This is a genomic window from Bradyrhizobium sp. sBnM-33 (assembly GCF_032917945.1).
Taxonomy (GTDB): Bacteria; Pseudomonadota; Alphaproteobacteria; order Rhizobiales; family Xanthobacteraceae; genus Bradyrhizobium.
The window spans coordinates 2,581,320-2,603,201 of record NZ_CP136624.1 but is presented as its reverse complement, the minus strand read 5'-3'; the positions used below and the strand labels follow the sequence as shown (position 1 = coordinate 2,603,201).

The following is a 21,882-nucleotide window of genomic DNA, read 5'->3' as shown; positions in this document are numbered from 1 at the left end:
GACCAGGCATAAGGGGTTGGAATCATGAGCCGAGATGCCAACGATTTGCCTGCGGTCTGCTTTCTCCTCGGCCTCCCCCGGTCGGGGACGACGCTGCTGTCGCATTTGCTCCAGCAGCACCCAGACATTGTGGCGCCGCCTGAGCCCTGGTTGATGCTGGCACTTGAGGCATTTGGCACGGTGGATCACCGTCACCCAGCGGGGGCATCACTGATTCAGGACGCAACATCCGATTTTTCGGGCCGAATCGATCGTACTATCGTCAGTCGCGCTTTTGCTGATGCGGCTTACGGCCAATATTTGGCAGCAGCGGGCAAGCGTACTTTCGTAGACAAGACGCCGCGTTATTGGATGGTCCTCGATTTTTTGGATTCTCTCTATCCAGAAGCGCCACACATCCTTCTATTGCGTAATCCCTACGCTGTTGCCGCTTCACTGAAATCGACATGGGGCATCCCGCTCGTGCCAGAAAGCTGGCCGCCCGCCAGCCTATCTGATCTCTCCAATCTAGTGCTCATTCTGCCTCCCGACATCGCATCTTCTCTCGCCGATCTCGTTCTGGGCCTACCTGCGCTCGCCGCGCACCGCAGTCGGCGGCAGACGCAGGTGGTGCGGTACGAACTTTTGGTGGCGGACCCCGACGAGGAAATCCCGCGCGTGATCGCTGGCCTCGGCTACGATCCAACGGGCATTACATCGGCGACGATGGAGCAGCCGGAATATCTTCGGTCCAGTCGCTTCGGGGATCGAAAAATCCTCGAGAGAAAGGCAGTCGATGATCGCTCAGTCTACACTTTGCAAACCGAACTGAGCATTCAAGAGATGCAAGCAATAACGGATGCAATCGGCGCCGAGCTTTTGATTGAGCTCGGTTATGAGCAGGAACTTCGGCACGTTCAGCAAGCTGGGATCGTGGACAGAGGTCGGGCCGTAACCGAACAATATCGTCAGGTATTTCAAACCTGCTGGGATTTGCAACGCGCCCAGCGAGGACCTGGTGCGGCATCTGGCGGAAACGGTGCGCCAAACAGTATTGTCTGGCAAGCTGAAGAGAACTCCTCCTCGGCTTTCGACCCCTCCATGGTTCGGAACGGCAACATCTAGCCGAGCCCAACATGGAGGAGAATTTGCGCTTGGCGAATTCGATAGCGGCTAAGTTCGAACAGGCGCTCACGCTGTCCGAGGCCGATCGAGCCGCTGGATGCGGCCATCGAGACGTTGCGGGCGGCAAACGTATGGCTTTATCCGAGGGCAAGACCAGCGGGCGGAAGGCATTCAGCTACGAGCGGTTTGGAGCAGCGCGTTCCCCTTGCGGGCGATCCGCGAACTGATTGAGGCAGCGCTGAAGGACCTGTCGCGAGACTTCCGGAGGCTTTACGCCGGGAAGCCGCTGGTCGATCCCGCCCGAGCGGCTCTTTGCGGGCTCTGCTGCTGGAAGCGTTCTGTTCTACACGGTGCGATCTGAGCGGCAGTTGATCGAGCAGCTCGACCACAATCTTTTGTTCCGCTAATTTGTCGGACTGTCGATCGATGGTTCGGTATGGGATGCCACCGTGTTCTACAAGAACCGTGATCGGCTGCTCGATCGCGATAGTGCGACGACGTTCTTTGTCGCAGTTTCTGAACCTTACGAAAAACGACATCCGACAGGACGAACGGCGATGCTGCGCAAATGCGAAGCGCGCGCCGATATGATCGACGAGGGTGCGGGTTGCAAGTTTCATAAAGCCAGGAGATGTTCGGAGGATTCATCAATCAAGATCAAACGACTCGGATCGTTCAAATCGAACTCAATAACGCGTGGCGCGAAGACGCGGGCATAGCGGGTGAAGGCGCTAGTCGGCGGAAAGCGAATCACAGTATCGCATCGCCCGAGGAGATACATCTCGATGAGGGCGGAGATCCCGCCGTCGACTCCCAGTGCTGCACCATGTAATGGCCCGGCCTGATCCGCCTGGAAGCGTTTTGGGATCGTGAAAAGATCGGGAAACACACCCGACAGCTTGTCAAGCACCTGCGCGCTGTCCGTACACAACAATACCCTCACAGGTCCTGGATGTGGTAACGCTTTGGCCGTATCAATGGCAGTGCATACCTGCCGCAAGGCGAGCTCCGCATCGGCCCAGTAGGGCGTGTGCCCCATTATATCTTCGCCGTTGCCGTGCCGAACATGAACCCCGATTATATTGCGCCCTTCAAAGTGCTCTTGATATAGGGCGTCAATCCGAGCTTGAATTTCGGGCCTTGGTTTGATGCTCCGGAATATTTGTCGTTCGGCATCCTGATCGCAACGCCACATCAAACAAGCATCACACACCACGGTGTTGGCTTCACTATCTTGTTCGGCTTGGAAAAGCTCACTCAGCTCATCACGTTCTCGGAAAATCTGTTCATCTGGGCGGTAAACGCAGTCGATCGATGGCTTATTCCACCATGACGGGAAGAAAGGACCCGGGAATGAGAGCTGGTTGATCTCGTCATCGCAGATGACCCGTACGCCCGCGATGTCTTGAATTGGCTCGAAGAACACCGGAAAGGCGTTCGTGAAGGGTTGATTGAGATAACAGGAGCCACGCCAATCAATGGCTAGAGTCCGCCCCGTCCGCTGCGCATAGCGCCAGGCTGACGCCAGGGACCACAGGCAATCACCGAAACCAGTACGTCGTCGAGAAACAATGAACCGGCCGTTCATCGAGCCGCCAACAAACATTTGTGTTTCCTCGTTAAGGGAATACCGCCTGGATAAGGACGCCACGGAAACTCTACGTATGGCCTCGCCCGATGCTGTCGTCAGCGATCGTGATGTTAGCCAACTTGGCTGGTAGAACTTCATATGCCGCTACCATGGAGGAGCCGCGCGAAAATGTTGCCGTCGACATGCTTGATTTCAGTCGTATCCGCCTTGTTGCAACAGCTCCTCGAAGCCCTTTCTGGCATGTACCATGTCGAATAGAATTTCTGCTGCTGGGGCGCTTGCCGTCTTGCGCTGCCGCTATGGCGCAGCGCCCAAGACTACAAGCATGAGCCCAGCTACCGGGTATGCCGCCTTCAGGGGCCCAGCTGCCCCCGCATTTGGAGACATGCACACGGCCATATTCGTGGTGCTGTTATGCTTTCTCCAGCATTTGATCGCAGTCTTGATGCGCGCGAGCAGCATGTGAAGGATGCAGCCGAAGGCGACGGAGCTCCCATAATCCCCGCAGTTCCTTCACGACAGCTTCACGCCTAGCCCGATCGAAAGTAATTGTATCCAGGAGATCCCTGAGCACGGCTTCGCCCTCGATCTGCATCAGTAGATCGAACGCATCCTGTGAAATACGCACACTGTCACCGCTGGAGTGCGCCGTACGGATTTCGCACACCGTCTCCTGGCGATCTCGCGCTGTGTAAGCGCGAACCCGATAGAGGCCCGCATAAGGCGGCAATGAAACCGCAAGTGCAGTCCAATCCTCCAACGTTGCCGCCCTCTTCTTGACGAGGAACGGCCCGACCACAAGTCCATCCAGCTCCGTCGTCAGAAATGTGGTAATCGCGTCTGCAACCGAATCGACGATCGGCTCGGCATTGTTGTTAAAGGACGTATTGAGCAGAACTGGGATGCCAGTCCGCTTCTTGAACGAATTAATAACCTCCCAGTAGGCGGGATTTGTCTTGCGCGATACTGTTTGCAGTCGCGCAGTGCCGTCGACGTGCGTTATGGCGCCGAGCGCGCTTCGCTTGGAGTCGCGCACGCGAACTACAAAGTTCATGAAGGGAAATTCGCGCGTACCGTCGGGGAGGTCGAAAAATTCGCTCGCATCCTCGTCCAGCACTGATGGCGCGAACGGTCGATAGCCTTCGCGCTTTTTGACCATCGCGTTGATCCGGTCCTTGTTTGCGGCAGGCCGAGGATCGGCAAGAATGCTGCGATTGCCAAGCGCACGTGGCCCGAACTCCGAACGACCCTGCACCCAGCCGATCACGGCGCCGTTAGCCATCCAGTCGGCTGCGCTACCTGCCACGTCGTTACTGGCTTCGACGTCAAGGTGTCCACCCCATGCATCCAGTTCCTGCTGCACGGCGCTCTCGCTCCCGAGATCAGGACCCCAATAGACCTCCTGCAGCCGCTCACGTGGCGCGGGCCGGCCCAGCTCGTTAGACATCATTAGTGCAGCGCCTAATGCGCAGCCAGCGTCATGCGCCGCGGGTTGCACGAAGATGTGTTCGAAAAGCCCCGAATACAGCAGCTTACCGTTCATGGTGCAGTTGTGGGCTACCCCTCCAGCCAGGCACAACCGCTTCATACCGGTAGCCTCGCGATGATGCCGGAGAATGTGAAACACGATCCGCTCCAAGGCTTCCTGCAATGAAGCACTCACATCTCGATGCTGCTGCGTGAATGGCATTCCCTTTCTTCGGACCTGGATGCTCCGGCGCAGCGTCGGACCGATTCGGTCGAGGTAGACGCGGTAGCCACCGTTGTCTAACAGTTCGTAGAACTGCTCGAAGAGCTCGCGATGGGGAGCCGGATCCCCGTAGGGGGCAAGCCCCATGACTTTGTATTCATCGAATAAGCCGTAGCCGAGATACCGGATCGTCTCGAGATAAAATAGCCCTAGAGAATTATTCTCCGGGAAGGTCGCGAGTTGGGTAACCTCGGTTCCAGACCCCACAGCTAAGAGGCCGGAGAGAAAATCACCACCGCCATCGATCGCGAGGATTAGACTTTGCTCGAAGCCAGACATCGCAAAGGCGCTTACGGCGTGCGCCTGATGGTGACTTACGAAAGAGACACGCGACGGATCGACCTCGGTACCAAACTCCTGCGCTAGTAAGCCACGCATCAACAGTTTGGCATCCAAAGGAATGGAGAGGTCCGGCTGAGACCCGAACAGGCCTTCGAGCATAGCATTGCAATAGGCCTCGGTCGCGTAGAACGCGATACGATCGATATCGCTGAGCTGGATCCCTGCGGCTGCAAGGCAGTATTGTATCGAACGGCTTGGGAATTTGTTGGAGTGCTTAATCCGATTGAGGCGCTCCTCTTCAACGGCCGCTATCACGCGGCCGTCCCGGACGAGCACCGCAGCGCCATCGTGTAGAAATGTGTTCGAAAGCTCACGTGTATCTTCATAGACTTTGTCTAGTCCACCGCTCACTCCTAGACAGAACATCTCATTCTCCATTTATCGTGACACGAAGCCCAATTGACTGCCGAATTCGCGGTACTGCATCGCGTCTCTCCATCGCTTCTGCGGAATGTCGGGTTAACGCATCAGGCGCCGGCGAAACAGCGCGATCGAGAGGAAGAACGGCAGCACCGCGTACATGCACAGTGCACCGATATGCAGGCCGATGCCGCCGGCCGGGAGCCCAAGCATCACTGGGCGGATGAGGTCGACCGAATGTGCCAGCGGCAATAAGCCTGCCACGCGCTGAAATGCGCTGGGCATCTGGCTCACCGGAAAGACTGCGCCGCACAGGAACACCATGGGTGTGACGACGAGCGTCTGGTAAAACACGAAATAATCGTAGCTGGGCGCAAGGGATACGACGACCATCGCTAGGCTCGCGAAGACGAAGCCAGTGATTGCGATTGCTGGTATCGAATAGAGGATGGATGCCCACGCAGCGTAGCCCAGGGTCGCGGCAACCACTGCAATTGCCGTTCCGGCCAGAACGGCTTTGGTGGCTGCCCAAGCCAATTCACCGAGAACGATGTCGCCGAGCGTGAGCTGTGTGCACAGGATTGCTTCCCAAGTGCGCTGAGCACGCATGCGGGCGAACGCCGCATACATTGTTTCGAAGGTGGCGGCGGTCATGGCGCTAGTCGCGACCATCCCACCAGCCAGAAACGCGATGTATGAAGTGCCATCAATGAGTCCCACAATTATTCCAAGGCCAAAGCCGAGGCCAAACAGATTAGTCATGGGATCGGCGAGATTCCCGAGAACCGATGCAAGCGCGACTTTCCTCCACGCCAGAAAGTTGCGACGCCATACAGCGACCCAGTTGTATGCGTTGGCGGGCATGACGGCAGCGTAACCTTCACGCATCGTTCATCTCTCCATTTCCCGCCCGGTCAGCCGCAAAAACACATCCTCGAGATTCGCAGGACGCTGCAGAAGGCGTAGACCTGCGCGCCCGCGCAGCTGCACGAGTACCTGCTCTGGATCTGGCGCATAGCAAAAAAGCGTCTCGCCGCTCACTTCGATATGCCGCGCATACGGCCTGATCAGAGAAGATAGCTCGTGCGGATTGCCGCCGTAGATTTCGATCACTTGGCAACCGATCTGCTCATCGATCAACGCGCGAGGCTCGCCTTCTGCGATCTTGCGTCCTGCCTCAAGCACGCACAGCCGATCGCACAACCGCTCGGCCTCTTCCATGAAGTGGGTGGTCAAGAGAATCGTCTTGCCGCGCGCCAGCAGCAATCGCAGGCGTTCCCAGATTAGGTGGCGCGCGTGCGGATCTAGACCGGTGGTCGGCTCGTCCATCACCAGCAGATGTGGGTCGTTGATCAGCGCACGCGCCAGCGTCAGCCGCCGCTTCATGCCGCCGGATAGTTCGGCGACGCGAGCATCCGCCTTGCTCTCCAGGCGAGCGAACTCGAGCAGTTCTGGCACAACTGCTTCGACCTCGCGTGCGCTCATGTTGAAGTAGCGCCCAAATACCAGCAGGTTCTCGCGGACGGTGAATTCCAGTTCGAGATTGTCGAACTGCGGCACCACGCCGATGCGCGCGCGTGCCAGGCGGGCACGCGCCGGTACGGGCTCGCCGAGCACGGTCATCTTGCCGGTGTCCGGCGCTACCATGCCGAGAACCATACGCGCAATCGTGCTTTTTCCCGCCCCGTTTGGTCCGAGGAGGCCAAAGCACTCTCCCGACGCGACAGCAAAGGACAGCCCATCGACGACGATTTTGTCGCCATACGACTTCCTTACGCAGGTAAGGTCGATTGCTACGGTGGACATATGTTCATCTTAGACTGAAAGAAGGCGTTCGGCCGGCGATCGCTCACTTACGACCGTTTTGGTCCACAGCAGGCCATCGCACCATATGTGTTCAACGCGTCCCCACTGGCAGGCTGCTGCGGCATCCGGAAAAAACCCACGTCCATGGTGGTTGGCACTCGTATTGCAAAGCAGCGGAATGCCCGTGAGTTCTTCATATTCGACGAGGAGTTCCGCGATTTTGTGCGGAGAGGTTCTGGGAACGGTCTGCAATCGCGCAGATCCGTCGAGATGTATAATAGCGGGGACTTTGTTCCACCATTCTGCCCGTGTCTGGTGATCGAAAAGCATGTAAGGATCCGGCGTCCCGGGGCTGAAAATTTCCGGCGCACGATCCTCCAGGCAAATCGGCGCGACTGGCCGAAAGAGTTCGCGGAGCTTAATGTCGTTGAGATGATCCTTCATTGCCGGCGAAGTCGCGGCTGCCAGAATGCTTCTGCCACCCAATGCTCGTGGTCCAAGCTCCGCGCGACCGGCGAGGAAAATTACGGGCTTGTTGCTCGCGAGGATGGTCGCAAGTTCACGCATACTGCATGGCACAGCGTTCCATTCGGACGACACATCGCTGCGTATCAGGGCCGGGCCACTGTAGACCGACCATTGCAGCGGCACGAAGCCCTTGTCCGCCGCCATGGCGGAGCACGCGGCACCGATTGCCGAGCCGCTGTCATTCGGAAAGGGCGGCACCCACACATCATCGAACAGGCCGGTCGCACGTAGTGCACTGTTCCATTTGATATTGAGACCGCAGCCACCGGCTATACACAAATTGCGTGGTCCCGGAGAACACGAATGCCGCTCCAAAGCAATGGCCATTTGGCGTATAAGGAGACGCTCGAGGAAACAATGAAACGATGCAAGTACATCTTCGGGCAGCTTGTCCTTCAATCGGAGCTCGCTCGCGTCGAAGAAGTCGTGCATAGCCTCAAGTGAGGCCTCCTCGCTAATGACCTCCGCACGGTGACGACGAGCATGCTCCATGTCGGCCGCAAAGCGCTCCTCGTAGAGCTCCTGAAACACCGCCACGATGTCTTCATTAACAGACCCGAGCGCGATATAGGCCATCAGCTTGCCGGCAACACCTAGATCCCAGCTGGTACGGCTCGCCTGCCTATAAGGTCCGAAGTGATGGCCCGCGACAGCGTAAGCATGGCCTATGATCGGAAACAGGCATTCGATGAACCGCGCGCCGCGGGGTTCTACGTAGTAGAGACGTGGAAAGATGCAGCCGTCCCATACCAGGCAGAAGGCGGGTTGTCCGGCTTTGGCAAAAGGGCTCGTGCAGTATGCGGAGGCCACATGGCCTGTGACGTGCGGATAGCTTTTATAAGGAAAGACCCTGCCGTCGAGCATCAGGTTAAAGCCGTCGCGCGAAGTGAGAAGGCCGCGGACATTCCGTTCAACATACGGCGCCCCTTTGAGAGTGATAGGTGCCACCCCGCTGAGGACCTGGAATTGCGACTCGACCTCCCCGTCCCAGCCGTCAATGACGAACTGATCAACATCCTGCGGATCCAGACCATGCTCCGCCAAAGCGACAACAACTGCGTCAAGATTGTCGATGGTTTGATACCGCGGATTGTTGCCCCGTTTCTCCTGCTCGACGCAAAAGACCAGCCGTCCATCCTCCACAAGAGCGATCGCCCCGTCATGCGTCAGCTTGATGCCGCAGATGCGCATAGTATCTCCATCTCAAGGTCGGCAATTGGATTTAATCGAAACTCGAACCGGATTCCGAAAGTAGACGAGCAAGCAGTCTTCGTTAGCCGACTCACCCTGGCACTGTACGCACTCGACCTCGATCAACGTTTCATTGAGCATGGTGATGACCGCCTCGGCACCAGCAGGGTGCCCCCAACGAGTGCAGGCGGCATCACGCGCCGATCCAAAGACCAGATGCCCACCTGGCGCAAGCATCTGCACCAGATTGCGGATGGCCGCGCGGATCTCAGTTATGTCTTCGAGGTAATAGAGAACTTCCGCCACGACGATCAGATCGAACAGCTCTGGGGTCGAGAACTGTTGAATGTCGGAAGCTATCCACGTGATGTGCGACCACCTCTTCGTCCGTTGGCACGCTCGACCGATCGCTCGCGGCATAACATCGACCACCGTGAGCCGTTTGCAGTGGGGTGCCAGCTTTTCTGTGAATGCGCCGGCTGCGCACCCGACTTCGAGAGCATGTGAAATAACCCCTTGTGAAAGCGACAGCCGGAGCATTTGCGTGTGACGCTCCCGCTCGAACGGATTGCCGTCGAGCCGCCACGGATCGTCGGTCGCCAATTCGAGATCTAACGATTGATATTTCATTTTCCGACTCACGATTTGTGCACCCACGTAACGTTCAAGGTCACTCGCCGCTGCAGATACTGTTCGACGTCACGAACCTCGAAGAACGGCGCGAATGATCCGTCGGACGAATTGACCCAGCAATGACCGAACCTCCTTTAGCGTCGGCGGCTCTTGGTCCAGCGATCGGGTTTGGGATGACGACCTGTCTTTCACTCTCGTTTGGTAACTTTGCAGACTCGCGTGACAGCCAATCGCTGTTGCTCAATGTACACAATGCATAGGCTTTCACGGGCAGTAAGAGAAAGATGTTGATGAGTGTGTGCAGAGAAAAGCCGAGAAATCGAAGTTCGCGAGCACGAAATGCTGCGACGCTGCAGCGAACCACGGTCATTGATGCGATAATCAGTCCTGTCCACCACGGTACTGTGGATGTGAGTGCGAGCTGCGCGAGCGCCGCTATCGATGACAGGGCGAGAAGTAGCGGGCCGAGATTCTGTCCGACTACATCTAGCGTGAGATAGCGATCGAGTTCGGGCAACAGGCGCAGCGCAAGGAAGGTGTCACGGAAAGTGCTCCGCGCCCAACGGAGTTGTTGGCGCAAATATGGCCCTAGCCTATCCGGAACCACTGTTGCCGCGACGGCGTCGGGAACGTACTCCGTTTGAAAACCTGCTTTCAACATGAGGATCGTGAGGTGGCGATCCTCACCGAAGTCGCTTGGCTTTCCCCGAAAAAACTGCGTCTCGTACTGATCTAGCAGCAAAAGGAGCGCGGAACGGCGGTACATGGCACATGGGCCGCAGCAGCACATAACGGCGCCGAAGCGAGCCTGTGCCGCACGCTCCTCGTTGCAAGCCAACCAGTACTCCATGTCGATCAGCCGGGTTAACCAGGTGGCGTTTCGGTTGCTCGCCGTCAACTGACCCATGGCCGCCCCGATCGCTGGATCTTGCATCTTTCGTGCAAGTTTCGTGACTACATCGGCGGCGAGTATCGTGTCCGAATCGACGTTGAGCACCAAATCTCCAGCCGACCCGCGTATCGCGGCGATCTGCGCCTTCCGTTTTCCGACGTTCTTGCCCAGCAGAATAAAGCTGAACCTCGGGTCGTCAGCGTAGGCGTCGTGAACGGGTGCTACAGCGTCGAGATTTCCGGAACCGTCGTCAACTACATAGACCTGCAGTTTCCCGGCATAGTCTTGGCTTGCAATGGATCTCAGACACGCCGATAGCGTGCGCGGGTCCTCGTTGAAGCAGGGGACCATGACATCCACGCTCGGCAAAGCGCCGGAGACGGCCACGTCGTCCGAGGCCGATGATACGTTTGTCGGCAGAGCATAAAGCACCTGCGCGCTTCGATAGAAAGTCGAGAGCAGCGCATACAACGAGATAGCGACTGTGCTGGTCGTGGCAAGAAGATTCATTGGTGTGTCTATTTGTTCAGTGAGGTTGAGGAAGCGAGCGGATTGAGAACCCGCGGCCATGCAATGCTGGAATCAGGCGCGAAAGTGCCAAGACGGTCTGGTCGCGCACACGAGCATGAGTGGCCCGTCCCAACTCCTCGGGAGGACATCCATCGTGTAAGAGCACGATTGCACCCGGGCGGACAGAGGCCAGCACAGCGTCGACAATCGCGTTAACACCGGGAAGAGACCAGTCTCGTGGATCTACCGACCAGTGCAGGGCGGCCAATCCAGCCCTCGCCGACGTAGTGAGCACCTCTTCGCTCCACATACCATAAGGTGCCCGCATATGCCGCAGAGCGGCCTGGGGGCAGGCCATTTTGATGACCCTGCTCGCGGTTAGTATTTCATACTGCACTTCCGTGAGTTTGCATCTGGACAGGTCCGGATGCGTCATCGTGTGGTTTGCGACCTCGTGCCCTTCTGCGATCATTCGTCGGATTAGTTTCGGCTGGTCCGCCGCGTACGCGCCGATGACGAAGAACGTTGCGGGCACTCGGTGTTCCGCGAGCACATCCAGGACATCCGGCGTGCAGAGTGGATCGGGACCGTCGTCAAACGTCAGATAGACGCCGCGACTTTCCGTGCGGTCAGCGTACTCGCTGCGCACTTCGCATAAGCGGTCGAGGTATGTCACAGCTCTGGCCCGTTCCGATCAATCACCGTACCAGTCGGCCACTCGCTGATCGGCCGTCCAATCGGCAGAACCAGGACAAGCACGTCCTCAACGCGCGTGGGCGATAACTTCAGATACACATCCGGAAGGGTGGACCGCACGCTAACCCCAGAGATAATGGTCGCCAGTCCGCGGCGGGCCAGCAACCTTGTAAGGTGTTCCTTCAGCGCATGCCGAACCGTACCGAAACCGAATGGAACGCCAAGCTTCTGCAGTACTGGATACATCACGCGCATTGAGTGGGTGATTCCGAGTCCTTCAAGATCCGGACGTACCCCGTACAATCCTAGCTCGGCCACTAGTAGATCGACGTCTCCGACCTTGATGAAGCGGCGTAGCGCGCCGATATGAGCCGCTACGCCGCGTGCGTCGTAGCCGATTGCACGGAGCTCAGGTCTCGCGCCGGCCCAACTTCGATGGCCTTCGAATGGTTTGGCATTGAATGCCCCGGTGGGACCATAGGTCTTTCGGAAGAAGTCGGAGAGTTCGATATGGTCGGCGAGGCGCATTTCACTTTCCCAGGCCACTCTCCACCGCACCGGAGAGCGCATGGAGATATCTGCCGTAGAGCTTGATACGACAATATTCATGATTGTCTCCCATGCACCGTCTGGCATTTGACGATGGACTTGGTGCACGCGAGCAGTTCACTATCGATGAATGGCTCCACCGGGGAATGGGAAACGCTGGTCTGGCATAGCTCGAGCCCGGCCACTCCGGGCCACTGAACATCCGCTATCAAGCAGGACGTGCTGAGAGGACGGCTGGATTTCAATAACTCATCTGCGCACTGGAAAGGGTCGGGATTGTCGCCTGTCAAACAGAGTACGCCTGTCAGCGCTTCACGGACCGATGCATCGTTATCCACGACGGAGATTACGTCGAGCGCATGTGCCATTCGCACCAGATCTAACTCCTGCATTTTCCGCACGATTTAACTGCTATGGACACGGGATACATTTGGCCGGGTCGCAAAGGCATTTGGCGCCTGCAATCGGCAGCTCCTGATTGGTTGCGACGTTAGAGCGAAGTGGAGGGCTGGATCAATTCTACAGAGGTAAACGCCCAATATAGAAATGCTTCGAGAAGCTATACGAACGTTTACCGGTAGTGAGCGCCGACGCGACCTGCGGCACGCCTGTCGCGTCAAGACACTGCGATGCAGTTTGTACAACCCGTTGACAAATCTGGCTCCAATGGGCATGCGCTTCGATCGGCGCTCGGGGTGCAGCTGAGACTTTTTTCGCGGAGCCAGGGCAAAGACTGGTAAGCATTCCTGATATGCCTGAATTTTTTGTTTGTCCCGACCGACGGCTTTGCTATCCGCCATTCGGCATAATTGGTAAAATCGATTGTTTTTATTGAACTCATCCAAAGGATGGATAACTCCACGCTATGCGCTTCAAAGGCCTTGATCTAAATCTTCTCGTCGCGCTCGATGCTCTGATGACCGAGCGTAATCTCACCGCGGCGGCACGCAGCATCAACCTGAGCCAGCCGGCCATGAGTGCGGCCGTCGCCCGGCTACGCGCCTATTTCCGCGATGAACTATTTACGATGAGGGGCCGGGAGCTTGTCCCAACACCACGAGCGGAACGGCTCGCCGCGCCGATTCGCGAGACTCTGGTGCACATTCAGCTCTCCATTATTTCCCACGACACGTTCAACCCAGCCAAATCGGATCGCCGCTTCAGGATTCTCCTTTCCGATTTCATGACAGTCATTTTTTTTCGAAAGATCGTCGACCGTGTCGCGCGGGAAGCTCCCGCCATCCGGTTCGAATTTCTGCCATTTGTCGATGAGCCCGAAGAGCTTCTGCGGCGCGGCGAGGTCGACTTTCTTGTCATGCCGGAATTGTTCATGTCGAGCGCGCATCCTAAAGCGACACTGTTCGAGGAGACACTCGTGTGCGTAGGCTGCCGCACGAACAAGCAGCTGTCACGGCAGCTCTCGTTCGACAAATACATATCAATGGGACATGTTGCAGCGAAGTTCGGGCAGGCGCTGAGGCCCAATATTGAGGAATGGTTCTTGCTTGAGCACGGTCTTAAGAGGCGCATCGAGGTCGTTGTGCAGGGCTTTACCATGATCCCGCCGATGCTATCGGAGACTGAGCGTATAGCGACGATGCCCTCAAGGTTGGCCCAGCATTTTGCAAAGACAATGCCGCTGCTGATCGTCGAAACTCCACTTCCACTTCCCGCATTCACCGAGGCCATCCAATGGCCCGCCCTCCACAATACTGATCCGGCAAGCATTTGGATGCGGCGGATAATATTGCAGGAGGCATCCCGCATGGCTTCTCCGCGCGAGACCCCCAGAAATCGCAGGCGCTGCTAGGTTTTTACTCAAGGCGTCTTAACACCTGCTCTCGACATCAATCCAGATGCTTCAGGATGTGGTCGCTCGGGCCGATGTCGTTGTGCCGCAATGTCTCAGAGGCCCGCACTGCAAGAGGCACGTACGCCATATTCTACATGCAGAAGAACCCCTGCAACTCGATGTCAGCCGCAGCACGCCCGAATGGCGCACTTGATTTGCCGCTTGATCAAGTAGCGATTTGATCTTGCTTCTCGCGCCCGCCACCTGGCAGGCCCGCCGCAAGATGTTCTTGGAACTAGGCAGAGAGCGCAGCGGAATGGCTTTCCGCGATTGCGGCGGGTTGCATTTGGCACCGGTGTCGGCGACGCGGCTCAGATAATGCGAGAGATGCATTTTGTCGGATGAAATGAGTTCAGCTACACAAATGAAATTGCTTGAATCGCACACCGCGTCAGGTTGTAGGCTTACAAACGACGACCAACGCTAAGCCACGCGGGGGCGTCGATAGCGCATCTGCGGCGCTATTGGCGTAATGGTGCGCAACTGCGCCCTACTCTCAACGGTTCATAGTGATCGATGTGGTGCTGCGAGCGATTGCTGAGCGCACCAAAGGCCCTACTTCAAGACGCGGGCGACTTCCACGCCCGCTCGCATGCTCCGTTGCGCAACCAACATGCTTGCGACCGAGTACGAGAGCCTTCTGTGCGATCGCGCGGTATCCCAAAACGAGCCTAGCTCGGGCGGGGGCGACTGGGACCTTCATAGAAGTAACCGTTGTTGCTCAATGTTTACAACGCAAAGGCTTTCAACGGGAGAAGATATGCCTTTTAAGGGCCTTGATCTAAATCTTCTTGTTGCGCTCGATGCTCTGATGACCGAGCGTAACCTCACCGCGGCGGCACGCAGCATCAAGCTGAGCCAGCCAGCCATGAGCGCCGCCGTCGCACGGCTACGCGCCTATTTCCGCGACGAACTATTTACGATGAGAGGCCGGGAACTTGTCCCAACACCGCGTGCCGAAGGGCTCGCCGCCCCTATTCGCAAGGCTCTGCTGCACATCCAGCTCTCCATTATATCCCAGGATGTGTTCAACCCTGCCAAATCGGATCGCCGCTTCCGGATCCTCCTGTCCGATTTCATGACAATCGTATTTTTTCGAAAGGTCGTGGACCGTGTCGCACGGGACGCTCCCGCCGTCAGTTTCGAATTGCTGCCACTCGCCGATGCGACCGATGAGCTTCTCCGGCGCGGTGAAGTCGATTTTCTTATCTTGCCGGAATTGTTCATGTCGAGTGCACACCCTAAGGCGACATTGTTCGAGGAGAGCCTCGTGTGCGTCGGATGCCGCACGAACAAGCAGCTACCAGCGCAGCTTACATTCGAGAGATACATGTCCATGGGACACGTTGCGGTCAAGTTCGGGCTTACGCGAAAGCCCTCCATTGAGGAATGGTTCTTACTCAAGCACGGTCTCAAGAGGCGCATCGAGGTCGTCGTGCAGAGCTTTAACATGATCCCGCCGGTACTATTGGACACTGGCCGCATAGGTATGATGCCCTCAAGGCTGGTTAAGCATTTCGAAAACACGATGCCCCTGCAGATCGTCGAACTTACGCGGTCACTTCCCGCGTTTACCGAGGCCGTCCAATGGCCCGCTTTTCACAATAGTGATCCGGCAAGCATCTGGATGCGGCAGATATTGTTGGAAGAGGCGTCCCGCATGAGTCCTCCGCCTGAGACCACGAAAGATCCAGGCGCCCCTAAATTCACTTAAAGCGTCTTCTCACCTCCTCTTCGCATCAATCCGGTTACCCCCAATCCTTCGTGAGAACCGACCCTCATTCATCGTAAGCGCGGATTCGCAAAAGCGTCCTACGTCCGTTATATCTGCACCCATATTTCAGCTGTCTCTCGCGAGTCTAATATTAGGCTCCTCTCGGCTTGACGCCATTCTCGCTCGAGCTCGATAGCGACAATTTGCGGCGTTGAAGATTAGTGGCCCGTTGCAAATGGCTATCGAACCTGCCACACCAGCAACGGCCTCAAGCCAGCGGTTGGGCTCGCTCGAGAGGATAGCGATCCAATCGACAGCAGACGCGGAGCGCGACATGTAAACGACCTACGCGATCAACGACATTTCCTACACATCGTTGGCGGCAGTTCTGGCACGAAGTCAGCTCCGATATCTTCTTCTCGCTCGACCTTCGTCTCTTCGGAGCTCATGACTTTCAAAGGGCGCCTGGCCCCTCGGACCGCCCCCTATCCACCTCAAGCAGCGCATCATCTGCAAATCGAAGTGGTTGCAGGACTGATCTGCGAAGGCAAGCCACGCGCTCCTGGCAACCCAAATTGCGCAACGAACTCGCAAGCGCGCTGATAACAGCAAAACTTGCCTGGAGGGCGGGACTAGCGAATCGGCCCAGATGCGCTCAGCGCACTGGCATCGACTAATTTGGAAGGCATTGCCCGTCTGCGTGTCTGTCATTTTGTATACCAGGCGCGGGCGAGCGAGCATGTCGGACAGACCAATCACTTACCGCTTCGCGCCAAGTCTCATCTACCGTGGTCCGATCCGTTGTGAACGGGATCAAAGAGCGGCCACCACTTTGCGATAGATATTGAGGCAGCGGGACCCAAGCTGAGAAAATGCTGGACTATCGTTGTTGGATCAGCATTGGCTGCCGATCGTTGCTCGTATCGGCTCGGCGCTTTCTTGCAGCCATGGCTCAGAATAGCGGCGCACCGAATGTGAGAATCCTCTTCTTCGCCCCGCCAGTTCGGCTGCACATAGGCACTGCGGTGCTCGCAGTTCCGAGAGAAGTTAGTCGATATCGCCTGCGCGGCCTTGAGACGAAGCAAAGCGCGACTGTGTTGCGCAACAGCATCACTTCAACGTATACCGCACCTTCGTCGCTGTACGCCGGCGGTCTGTCTTCTTTTGGCCAAACGTCTTAGCCACGTGCGGCCGCCTTAGCGTTAATCACGGAGCCGAATGTTGCAGCAATACAGTGGTGTCTACGATCCGGAAGACCTCTCGGTCTTGGGAAGGCTTTTTGATGAAGCAGTCGCGGCGTTACCGGCTTCGATGCGAACTCCTGAAAATCGAACGGCAATCGCCACGCTTGTTCTGGAACGTGCAGCAGCCGGTGAGGCCCACTTGGCGTCCCTGATGAACTTAATGGGCGCCATTGCTTCTGCTGCTTGATCAGGCGACTCTCTGAGGACAGCAACCTTGCTGGCGCCAGAAGAGCCGCCTAGCTGGCGCCTGAAACGAAGCCATTTTCAGGTAGACCGTTGAAATAGCTTGAATCTCACGCGACGTCAGGTTGTAGGCTTGAAATTAGAGAACCATGACAAAACCTACACCACGAAGGCGCCGATGGCGCATTGGCGAGCTTGCAGAGGCGACCGGGGTAACGGTACGCACTCTGCATCATTATGAGCACACCGGCTTATTAAGTGCGTCGGAGCGCACCGACGGCGGTCACCGCATGTACGACCATGAAGGCCTCAAACGGGTACATCAAATCCGAGCGCTACGTGAGCTTGACTTCTCGCTTCACGAGATCCGTAGAGCGATAGAGGGCAGAACCTCGCTTACGGACCTATTGCGCAATCATTTGGGGAGAATTGAACTTCACGTCGCGCGTGCAACCCTGTTGCGAAATCGTTTGCGCAACATGACGACGGATAGTGAATTGCACGTCAGTGTAGATGAGCTACCTGCCACTCTGGATGCAATGTTGCGGGTTGAGGAAGAACGCCCTCAGCCGCCCCCATGCACATGCGTCATGGACTCAGATCGAGAGGAGCGGTGGCGGAAGATCCGCGACGAGCTGCGCGATTGTGTGGATCGGGGCGAGCATCCCTGCAGCGAACGGGCAAATGCTGTGGCGCTTAAAGCGCGCTTGCTGATCACAGAAATCGCAGGAGCTGATTCGACCGTTTCAATGATACTGAAAGTTCTTGCGCGATTGAGCGCGCCACGCAGTATGGCTGGCTGGGATCCCTGCCTAATGCAATATCTCGACCTCGCACTTGCCGCCTTGAACGGATGAACTGCGCTGAACCTGCCGCGTATAATGCGTGCACCCCTGCCGTGTTCTCCATCTAGATGAGAATGATATGAGTTTTTAGCGCCAGGAACGCGCCGGTTGTGGTTTGCGTCAGATGGTTGAGGACTCGTGGCGCTCTTCTCTAAGTTTTGCAGCGTCGCTCCTTCATCGAGACATGACTTTGGACACATTTATGAGACGAGCCCCCCGAAGGGCTTGAATCGTACGTGGCGTCAGATTGTACGATCTACGGTAGGTGACCACGGTCCCTGGCAATACGACCTAGGGACAACTCCGCCTAGCCGGGAGGATCGCATGGCCTGCAGTACGTTCAGAGTTTCTGGGCGAGAGCTTCGACATTCGGGACGCAGTGAATGATCATGGTGGCCTTGCAAGTGCTTGATCAGAGCGAGCCGTGCCGGTCGGGGTGATCGCGGGTGTGCTGGATGCTGACGCAGCGTTCGTTACGACGTAGTCGAGCTTCTCGCAAGGAGAGGCTTTGTCCGACAAACGAACAAGACGGATTTATCTATCTCTCACTCACGGATAAGGATCGCAAACTTCGCGGATCTCGCTTCGCTGCAAACCCAATTCGAATCGACATCATGTCGTTGGCACGTCGGTTGCTGCTCCAAAGGTTAAGTTAAGGATTACGAATGTCTCAAGCTGTTAGGCTCACGCCCCACGAGACGGTCAGAAGGCTCGAGCACTTCCGCAAGGAGCGGATTGTCAAGGTGCTCAATACGCCGGATGGGGTGCCGCCGCCGGACAGGAACGGGAGCTCGGTCCGAGTTCGGTATGTGACGTCTCAGGCGCCGGTCCTCACAAAGTATGGAATACAGGCGACGAACCCGCAGACTCCATATACGTAACGCCGCCGCGGGGATGGACATGCGAACCGTTTGCTGTGTTCGATCGATTGCAGCGTCAGGAGCGCGTCGGACGTGATGGAATGCCGAGATTGCCAGCGTTCGGCGGTATCTCACTGCTTATCGCCACATCTTTCCTATAGCGGGACCGCAATGGTTGTTTCGCTCTGCCACGGCAGGTACGGAGGCATCGGCCAGCCGCGGCTTACGCGCTGCCTTGAGGCATCCAAAGCTGGCGTTTATCTCATAACCAAGCGATGCCCTCGCATGGGCAGGAACGGCAAGCTGTTAGCAAACTCAAGCGAACATCCGGAGCTCTAAGTGCCAATTTCTCGAATTACTACAGCTGCAAGTGCAGCACTCCTCTCTTGTGCTTTGGCTTCGACCGCGCCAGCTGCCGACGTTAATATCGCCGTGGTCGGCCCGATGACCGGAAGCACTGCTGCGTTTGGCGTACAGATGCGCGACGGTGCTACTGCGGCTGTCGATGCGTTAAATGCTTCGGGCCTACTTCCCGGTATCAAGGTCATATTGAGCGTCGCCGATGACGCGTGCGATCCCAAGCAGGCCGTCGCAGTTGCCAATCGGCTGACGATGGATCAAGTCAAGTTGGTCGTTGGCCACTTTTGTTCGTCTTCCTCTATCCCCGCTTCCGACGTTTACGCCGAAGCGGCACTTATTCAGATTTCACCTGGCTCAACGAATCCTCAGCTAACAGAGCGTGGTCTCAAGACGGTGTTTCGGATCTGCGGCCGCGACGACCAACAAGGACTCGTGGCGGCCGAATACATCTTGCGACATTATCCGAACAAGAACATTGCCGTCCTTGACGACAAGAGTACCGCCGGCAAGGGCATTGCCGACGTCGTTGAGTCACGCCTTCAGGAAGCGGGCGAAAAGGTCATTCGGCAAAGCTATGTGGCCGGCGAAAAGGACTACACGGCCCTGGTCTCAAGAATGAAAAGAGACGGAATCCAGATCGCCTATATCGGCGGCTATTACAACGAGATCGGCTTGATTGTGCGTCAAGCCGCAGAAGCAGGCGCAGGTCTGACTATCATGGCGAACGATCCATTGATGACCAGCGACTTTTCGGCGATCGCGGGCGAAGCAGCAAACGGCACACTGTTCACCTTCATGCCCGACTCCACCAAGAATGCTCAAGCGGCGGACGCCGTAGCTAGGCTCAAGTCTTCCAACATGTCAGCGGGAGGCTACACGCTCTACGCCTATGCCGCCGTCCAGGCATGGGCGGACGCGGTAAAGCGGGCCGGTACCTTCGACGGTCCGCGAGTAGCAGCTGCGCTTCGTTCGCAGCCAACCCAAACAGTAATCGGGCCGGTCCGGTTCGATACCAAAGGAGACAATGCAGCTCCCGGCTTCGTCGTATACCGGTGGCATAACAACATTGTCGAGACCGTCGAGTAGAACTCATCGTTGTGACCGCAGACGAGCCTAGATATTCAGCGAAGTAATGGAAATGATGAAACGTAATTCCGGACATGACGTGCTACTCGGGTCGGTTCTCGCGCTCGCGGTACTCGCGTCGTTTCTCGCGCTCGCAGTACTGCTCGTGGAGCTATCCGATGACGCCGATGCGCCAACGGAAGAGTTTATGCCCAACGGCACAGCTCGGCCGATGTCGCTGCGTTACTTTTGCTTAGCTCTTTGCCGAACTTCCACTGTGCGATCTGAGACCGATCCGGACCAATATTTGGTACCTGGACCAACGCAGCGTGATATTGCCGCCAACTCAGAAATGACGGCAATGCCAATCCGTGACCGAGGCGGCTGATTGCTGCACTTTGGATGCCGGCCGTGCTCGCTGTCCCAACAAACACTCGAACTCTGTCCTCAGGCCGTCTACCGGACTGACTGACCGGCATGCTGACAACTGCAAGCGCCCTCCGTGGTTCAACGGGAGAAACCTATGTCCGATGCCAAATTGCAAAAGGTGCTCTCTTCTCTTTCGCAGGCAGCGAAACAGTTAGATGCGCTGCCGTCCGGCCGGCCTGCGTCGGCCGCTAATTACGTCAAACTAAACACGAATGAGAACCCATTTCCGTTGCCAACAATCGTATGGCAAAGTGCAATTGCGGCGCTTGAGCGGCAGTATCTGTATCCAGAAGATGACAACATTAGCCTGAGGGAAGCAGCCGCGAATACCTACGGCGTCGCAATCGATCATGTGATTGCCGGCAATGGATCATCTGAGCTTCTCGGGCTCATCTACAGAGCATTTCTTGCCCCCGGGCGACAGCGTCGCAATGCTGTCGCCAGGTTTTTCGTTCAATCGCAAACTTGCTATGTTGCAGGGTGCTCAACTGCTTGAAATCAGATGTAACGAACCTCAGTCGTTGCCGATAGAGCAATTGCTCTTTGGGCCAGCAAAAGATGCCAAGTTCATTCTGTTGGCGAATCCGAACAATCCGACCGGAACGTTCATCCCTATCGCCGATATCGAACGCCTCCTGGCACAATCGGACCGCCTCGTCGTGTTGGATGAAGCGTATGTCGATTTTGCGCCTGATAATGGCCTGCGGCTCCTCAGCCGTTATCCGAATCTTCTGCTCTTAAGAACACTTTCGAAAAGCTATGCCGCCGCTGGCGTTCGCGTCGGCTTCGGGTTCGGCCACCCGCAGCTTATTGGAAGGCTTCGTAACATCCAGAACGTCTTCAACATGAATGTAATCGGGCACGCGGTCGGCATCAGCATTCTTGCGCATCGCGCCGTCTATGAAGAGAACCATAGGCACATCAGGCATGAAAGACAGCGGGTTGCGACCTCACTGTCGCAACTGGGATTTTCTCTAACGCCCTCCCACGCAAACTTCTTGCTAGCGCATGTGCCTGCAGGACACGACGGTGGATGGTGGCAGGCCGCTTTGGAAAGGCAAAGAATACTTGTTGCCTTCCTTCCCGATAACGGTCTTGAAAATTGCATCCGCGTCAGCATCGGGACAAAAATGCAAATGGATGCGCTTCTGGGAGCCGTCAGTGACATTTCTGACAGCTTAAAGATAGAAAGATCGCCAGTTGAGCCGCGCTAAAGTCTGCTTTTTGCGTTACCCAGGCGAACGTATCACGACGGAGCTAAGAGCGGTTGCTGCCAATGGCGAAGATCTGTTTGTGACTGAGCCGCGAACAGTGGCAACGGATCTATCCTCCTTGGCAACGGATGCTGAGGCGTCGAAGAGGGACGGACAATCGTCTC

15 protein-coding genes and 1 pseudogene are annotated in these 21,882 nt (G+C 56.8%); 7 read left to right on the top strand and 9 right to left on the bottom strand.

Features of this window, described 5'->3' with window-relative positions; all coding sequences use genetic code 11:
* The first annotated feature begins 24 nt into the window (after positions 1-24).
* A complete protein-coding gene (locus RX328_RS11980; protein WP_283772440.1) occupies positions 25-1,104 on the top strand; it encodes a sulfotransferase family protein in 1,080 nt (359 codons plus the stop codon).
* A 616-nt stretch (positions 1,105-1,720) separates the two neighbouring features.
* Here RX328_RS11980 and RX328_RS11970 read toward each other — a convergent pair.
* The 9 genes from RX328_RS11970 to RX328_RS11930 form a co-directional block, all read right to left on the bottom strand.
* Positions 1,721-2,833, bottom strand: a complete 1,113-nt coding sequence (locus tag RX328_RS11970) for a nodulation protein NodZ (protein WP_409410899.1) — start codon at positions 2,831-2,833, stop codon at positions 1,721-1,723.
* Positions 2,834-3,107: 274 nt separating this feature from the next.
* Entirely contained in the window at positions 3,108-5,153 is a 2,046-nt protein-coding gene (locus RX328_RS11965) for a carbamoyltransferase (protein WP_213255695.1), read from the bottom strand.
* A gap of 93 nt (positions 5,154-5,246) precedes the next feature.
* Entirely contained in the window at positions 5,247-6,035 is a 789-nt protein-coding gene (locus RX328_RS11960; protein WP_057853266.1) for an ABC transporter permease, read from the bottom strand.
* Between the two features lie 3 nt (positions 6,036-6,038).
* Positions 6,039-6,953, bottom strand: a complete 915-nt coding sequence (gene nodI, locus RX328_RS11955) for a nodulation factor ABC transporter ATP-binding protein NodI (protein WP_108521574.1) — start codon at positions 6,951-6,953, stop codon at positions 6,039-6,041.
* A gap of 9 nt (positions 6,954-6,962) precedes the next feature.
* The gene (nodU, locus tag RX328_RS11950) at positions 6,963-8,672 is read right to left on the bottom strand and encodes a nodulation protein NodU (protein WP_213255697.1); all 1,710 of its coding nucleotides are present in this window, start codon (positions 8,670-8,672) and stop codon (positions 6,963-6,965) included.
* 12 nt (positions 8,673-8,684) lie between these two features.
* A complete protein-coding gene (nodS, locus tag RX328_RS11945) occupies positions 8,685-9,302 on the bottom strand; it encodes a nodulation methyltransferase NodS (RefSeq protein ID WP_213255699.1) in 618 nt (205 codons plus the stop codon).
* A 40-nt stretch (positions 9,303-9,342) separates the two neighbouring features.
* A complete protein-coding gene (nodC, locus tag RX328_RS11940; protein ID WP_213255701.1) occupies positions 9,343-10,707 on the bottom strand; it encodes a chitooligosaccharide synthase NodC in 1,365 nt (454 codons plus the stop codon).
* Positions 10,708-10,723: 16 nt separating this feature from the next.
* The gene (nodB, locus tag RX328_RS11935; protein ID WP_213255702.1) at positions 10,724-11,383 is read right to left on the bottom strand and encodes a chitooligosaccharide deacetylase NodB; all 660 of its coding nucleotides are present in this window, start codon (positions 11,381-11,383) and stop codon (positions 10,724-10,726) included.
* Entirely contained in the window at positions 11,380-12,012 is a 633-nt protein-coding gene (locus RX328_RS11930) for a NodA family N-acyltransferase (protein WP_283772442.1), read from the bottom strand. Before RX328_RS11930 ends, nodB begins: the two co-directional genes overlap by 4 nt.
* Positions 12,013-12,817: 805 nt before the next feature.
* Between RX328_RS11930 and RX328_RS11925 the strand changes: the two genes are divergently transcribed.
* From RX328_RS11925 to hisC, 6 genes and pseudogenes are all read left to right on the top strand, one after another.
* Positions 12,818-13,762 carry a LysR family transcriptional regulator gene (locus RX328_RS11925; RefSeq protein WP_108521586.1) on the top strand — a complete coding sequence of 315 codons (945 nt, stop codon included), beginning with the start codon at positions 12,818-12,820 and terminating at the stop codon, positions 13,760-13,762.
* 802 nt (positions 13,763-14,564) lie between these two features.
* A complete protein-coding gene (locus RX328_RS11920) occupies positions 14,565-15,518 on the top strand; it encodes a LysR family transcriptional regulator (RefSeq protein ID WP_213255704.1) in 954 nt (317 codons plus the stop codon).
* 1,218 nt (positions 15,519-16,736) lie between these two features.
* Complete coding sequence (locus RX328_RS11915) at positions 16,737-16,949, top strand: hypothetical protein (RefSeq protein ID WP_244608561.1); 213 nt, start codon at positions 16,737-16,739, stop codon at positions 16,947-16,949.
* Positions 16,950-17,094: 145 nt separating this feature from the next.
* On the top strand, positions 17,095-17,802 hold the full coding sequence (locus RX328_RS11910; RefSeq protein WP_213255706.1) for a MerR family transcriptional regulator: 708 nt from the start codon (positions 17,095-17,097) through the stop codon (positions 17,800-17,802).
* A 1,187-nt stretch (positions 17,803-18,989) separates the two neighbouring features.
* Positions 18,990-20,096: a branched-chain amino acid ABC transporter substrate-binding protein gene (locus RX328_RS11905; protein WP_312018116.1), complete on the top strand. Its 1,107-nt coding sequence runs from the start codon at positions 18,990-18,992 to the stop codon at positions 20,094-20,096.
* A gap of 502 nt (positions 20,097-20,598) precedes the next feature.
* Positions 20,599-21,718 (top strand): annotated as a pseudogene (gene hisC / locus RX328_RS11900) (histidinol-phosphate transaminase).
* Positions 21,719-21,882 lie beyond the last annotated feature (164 nt).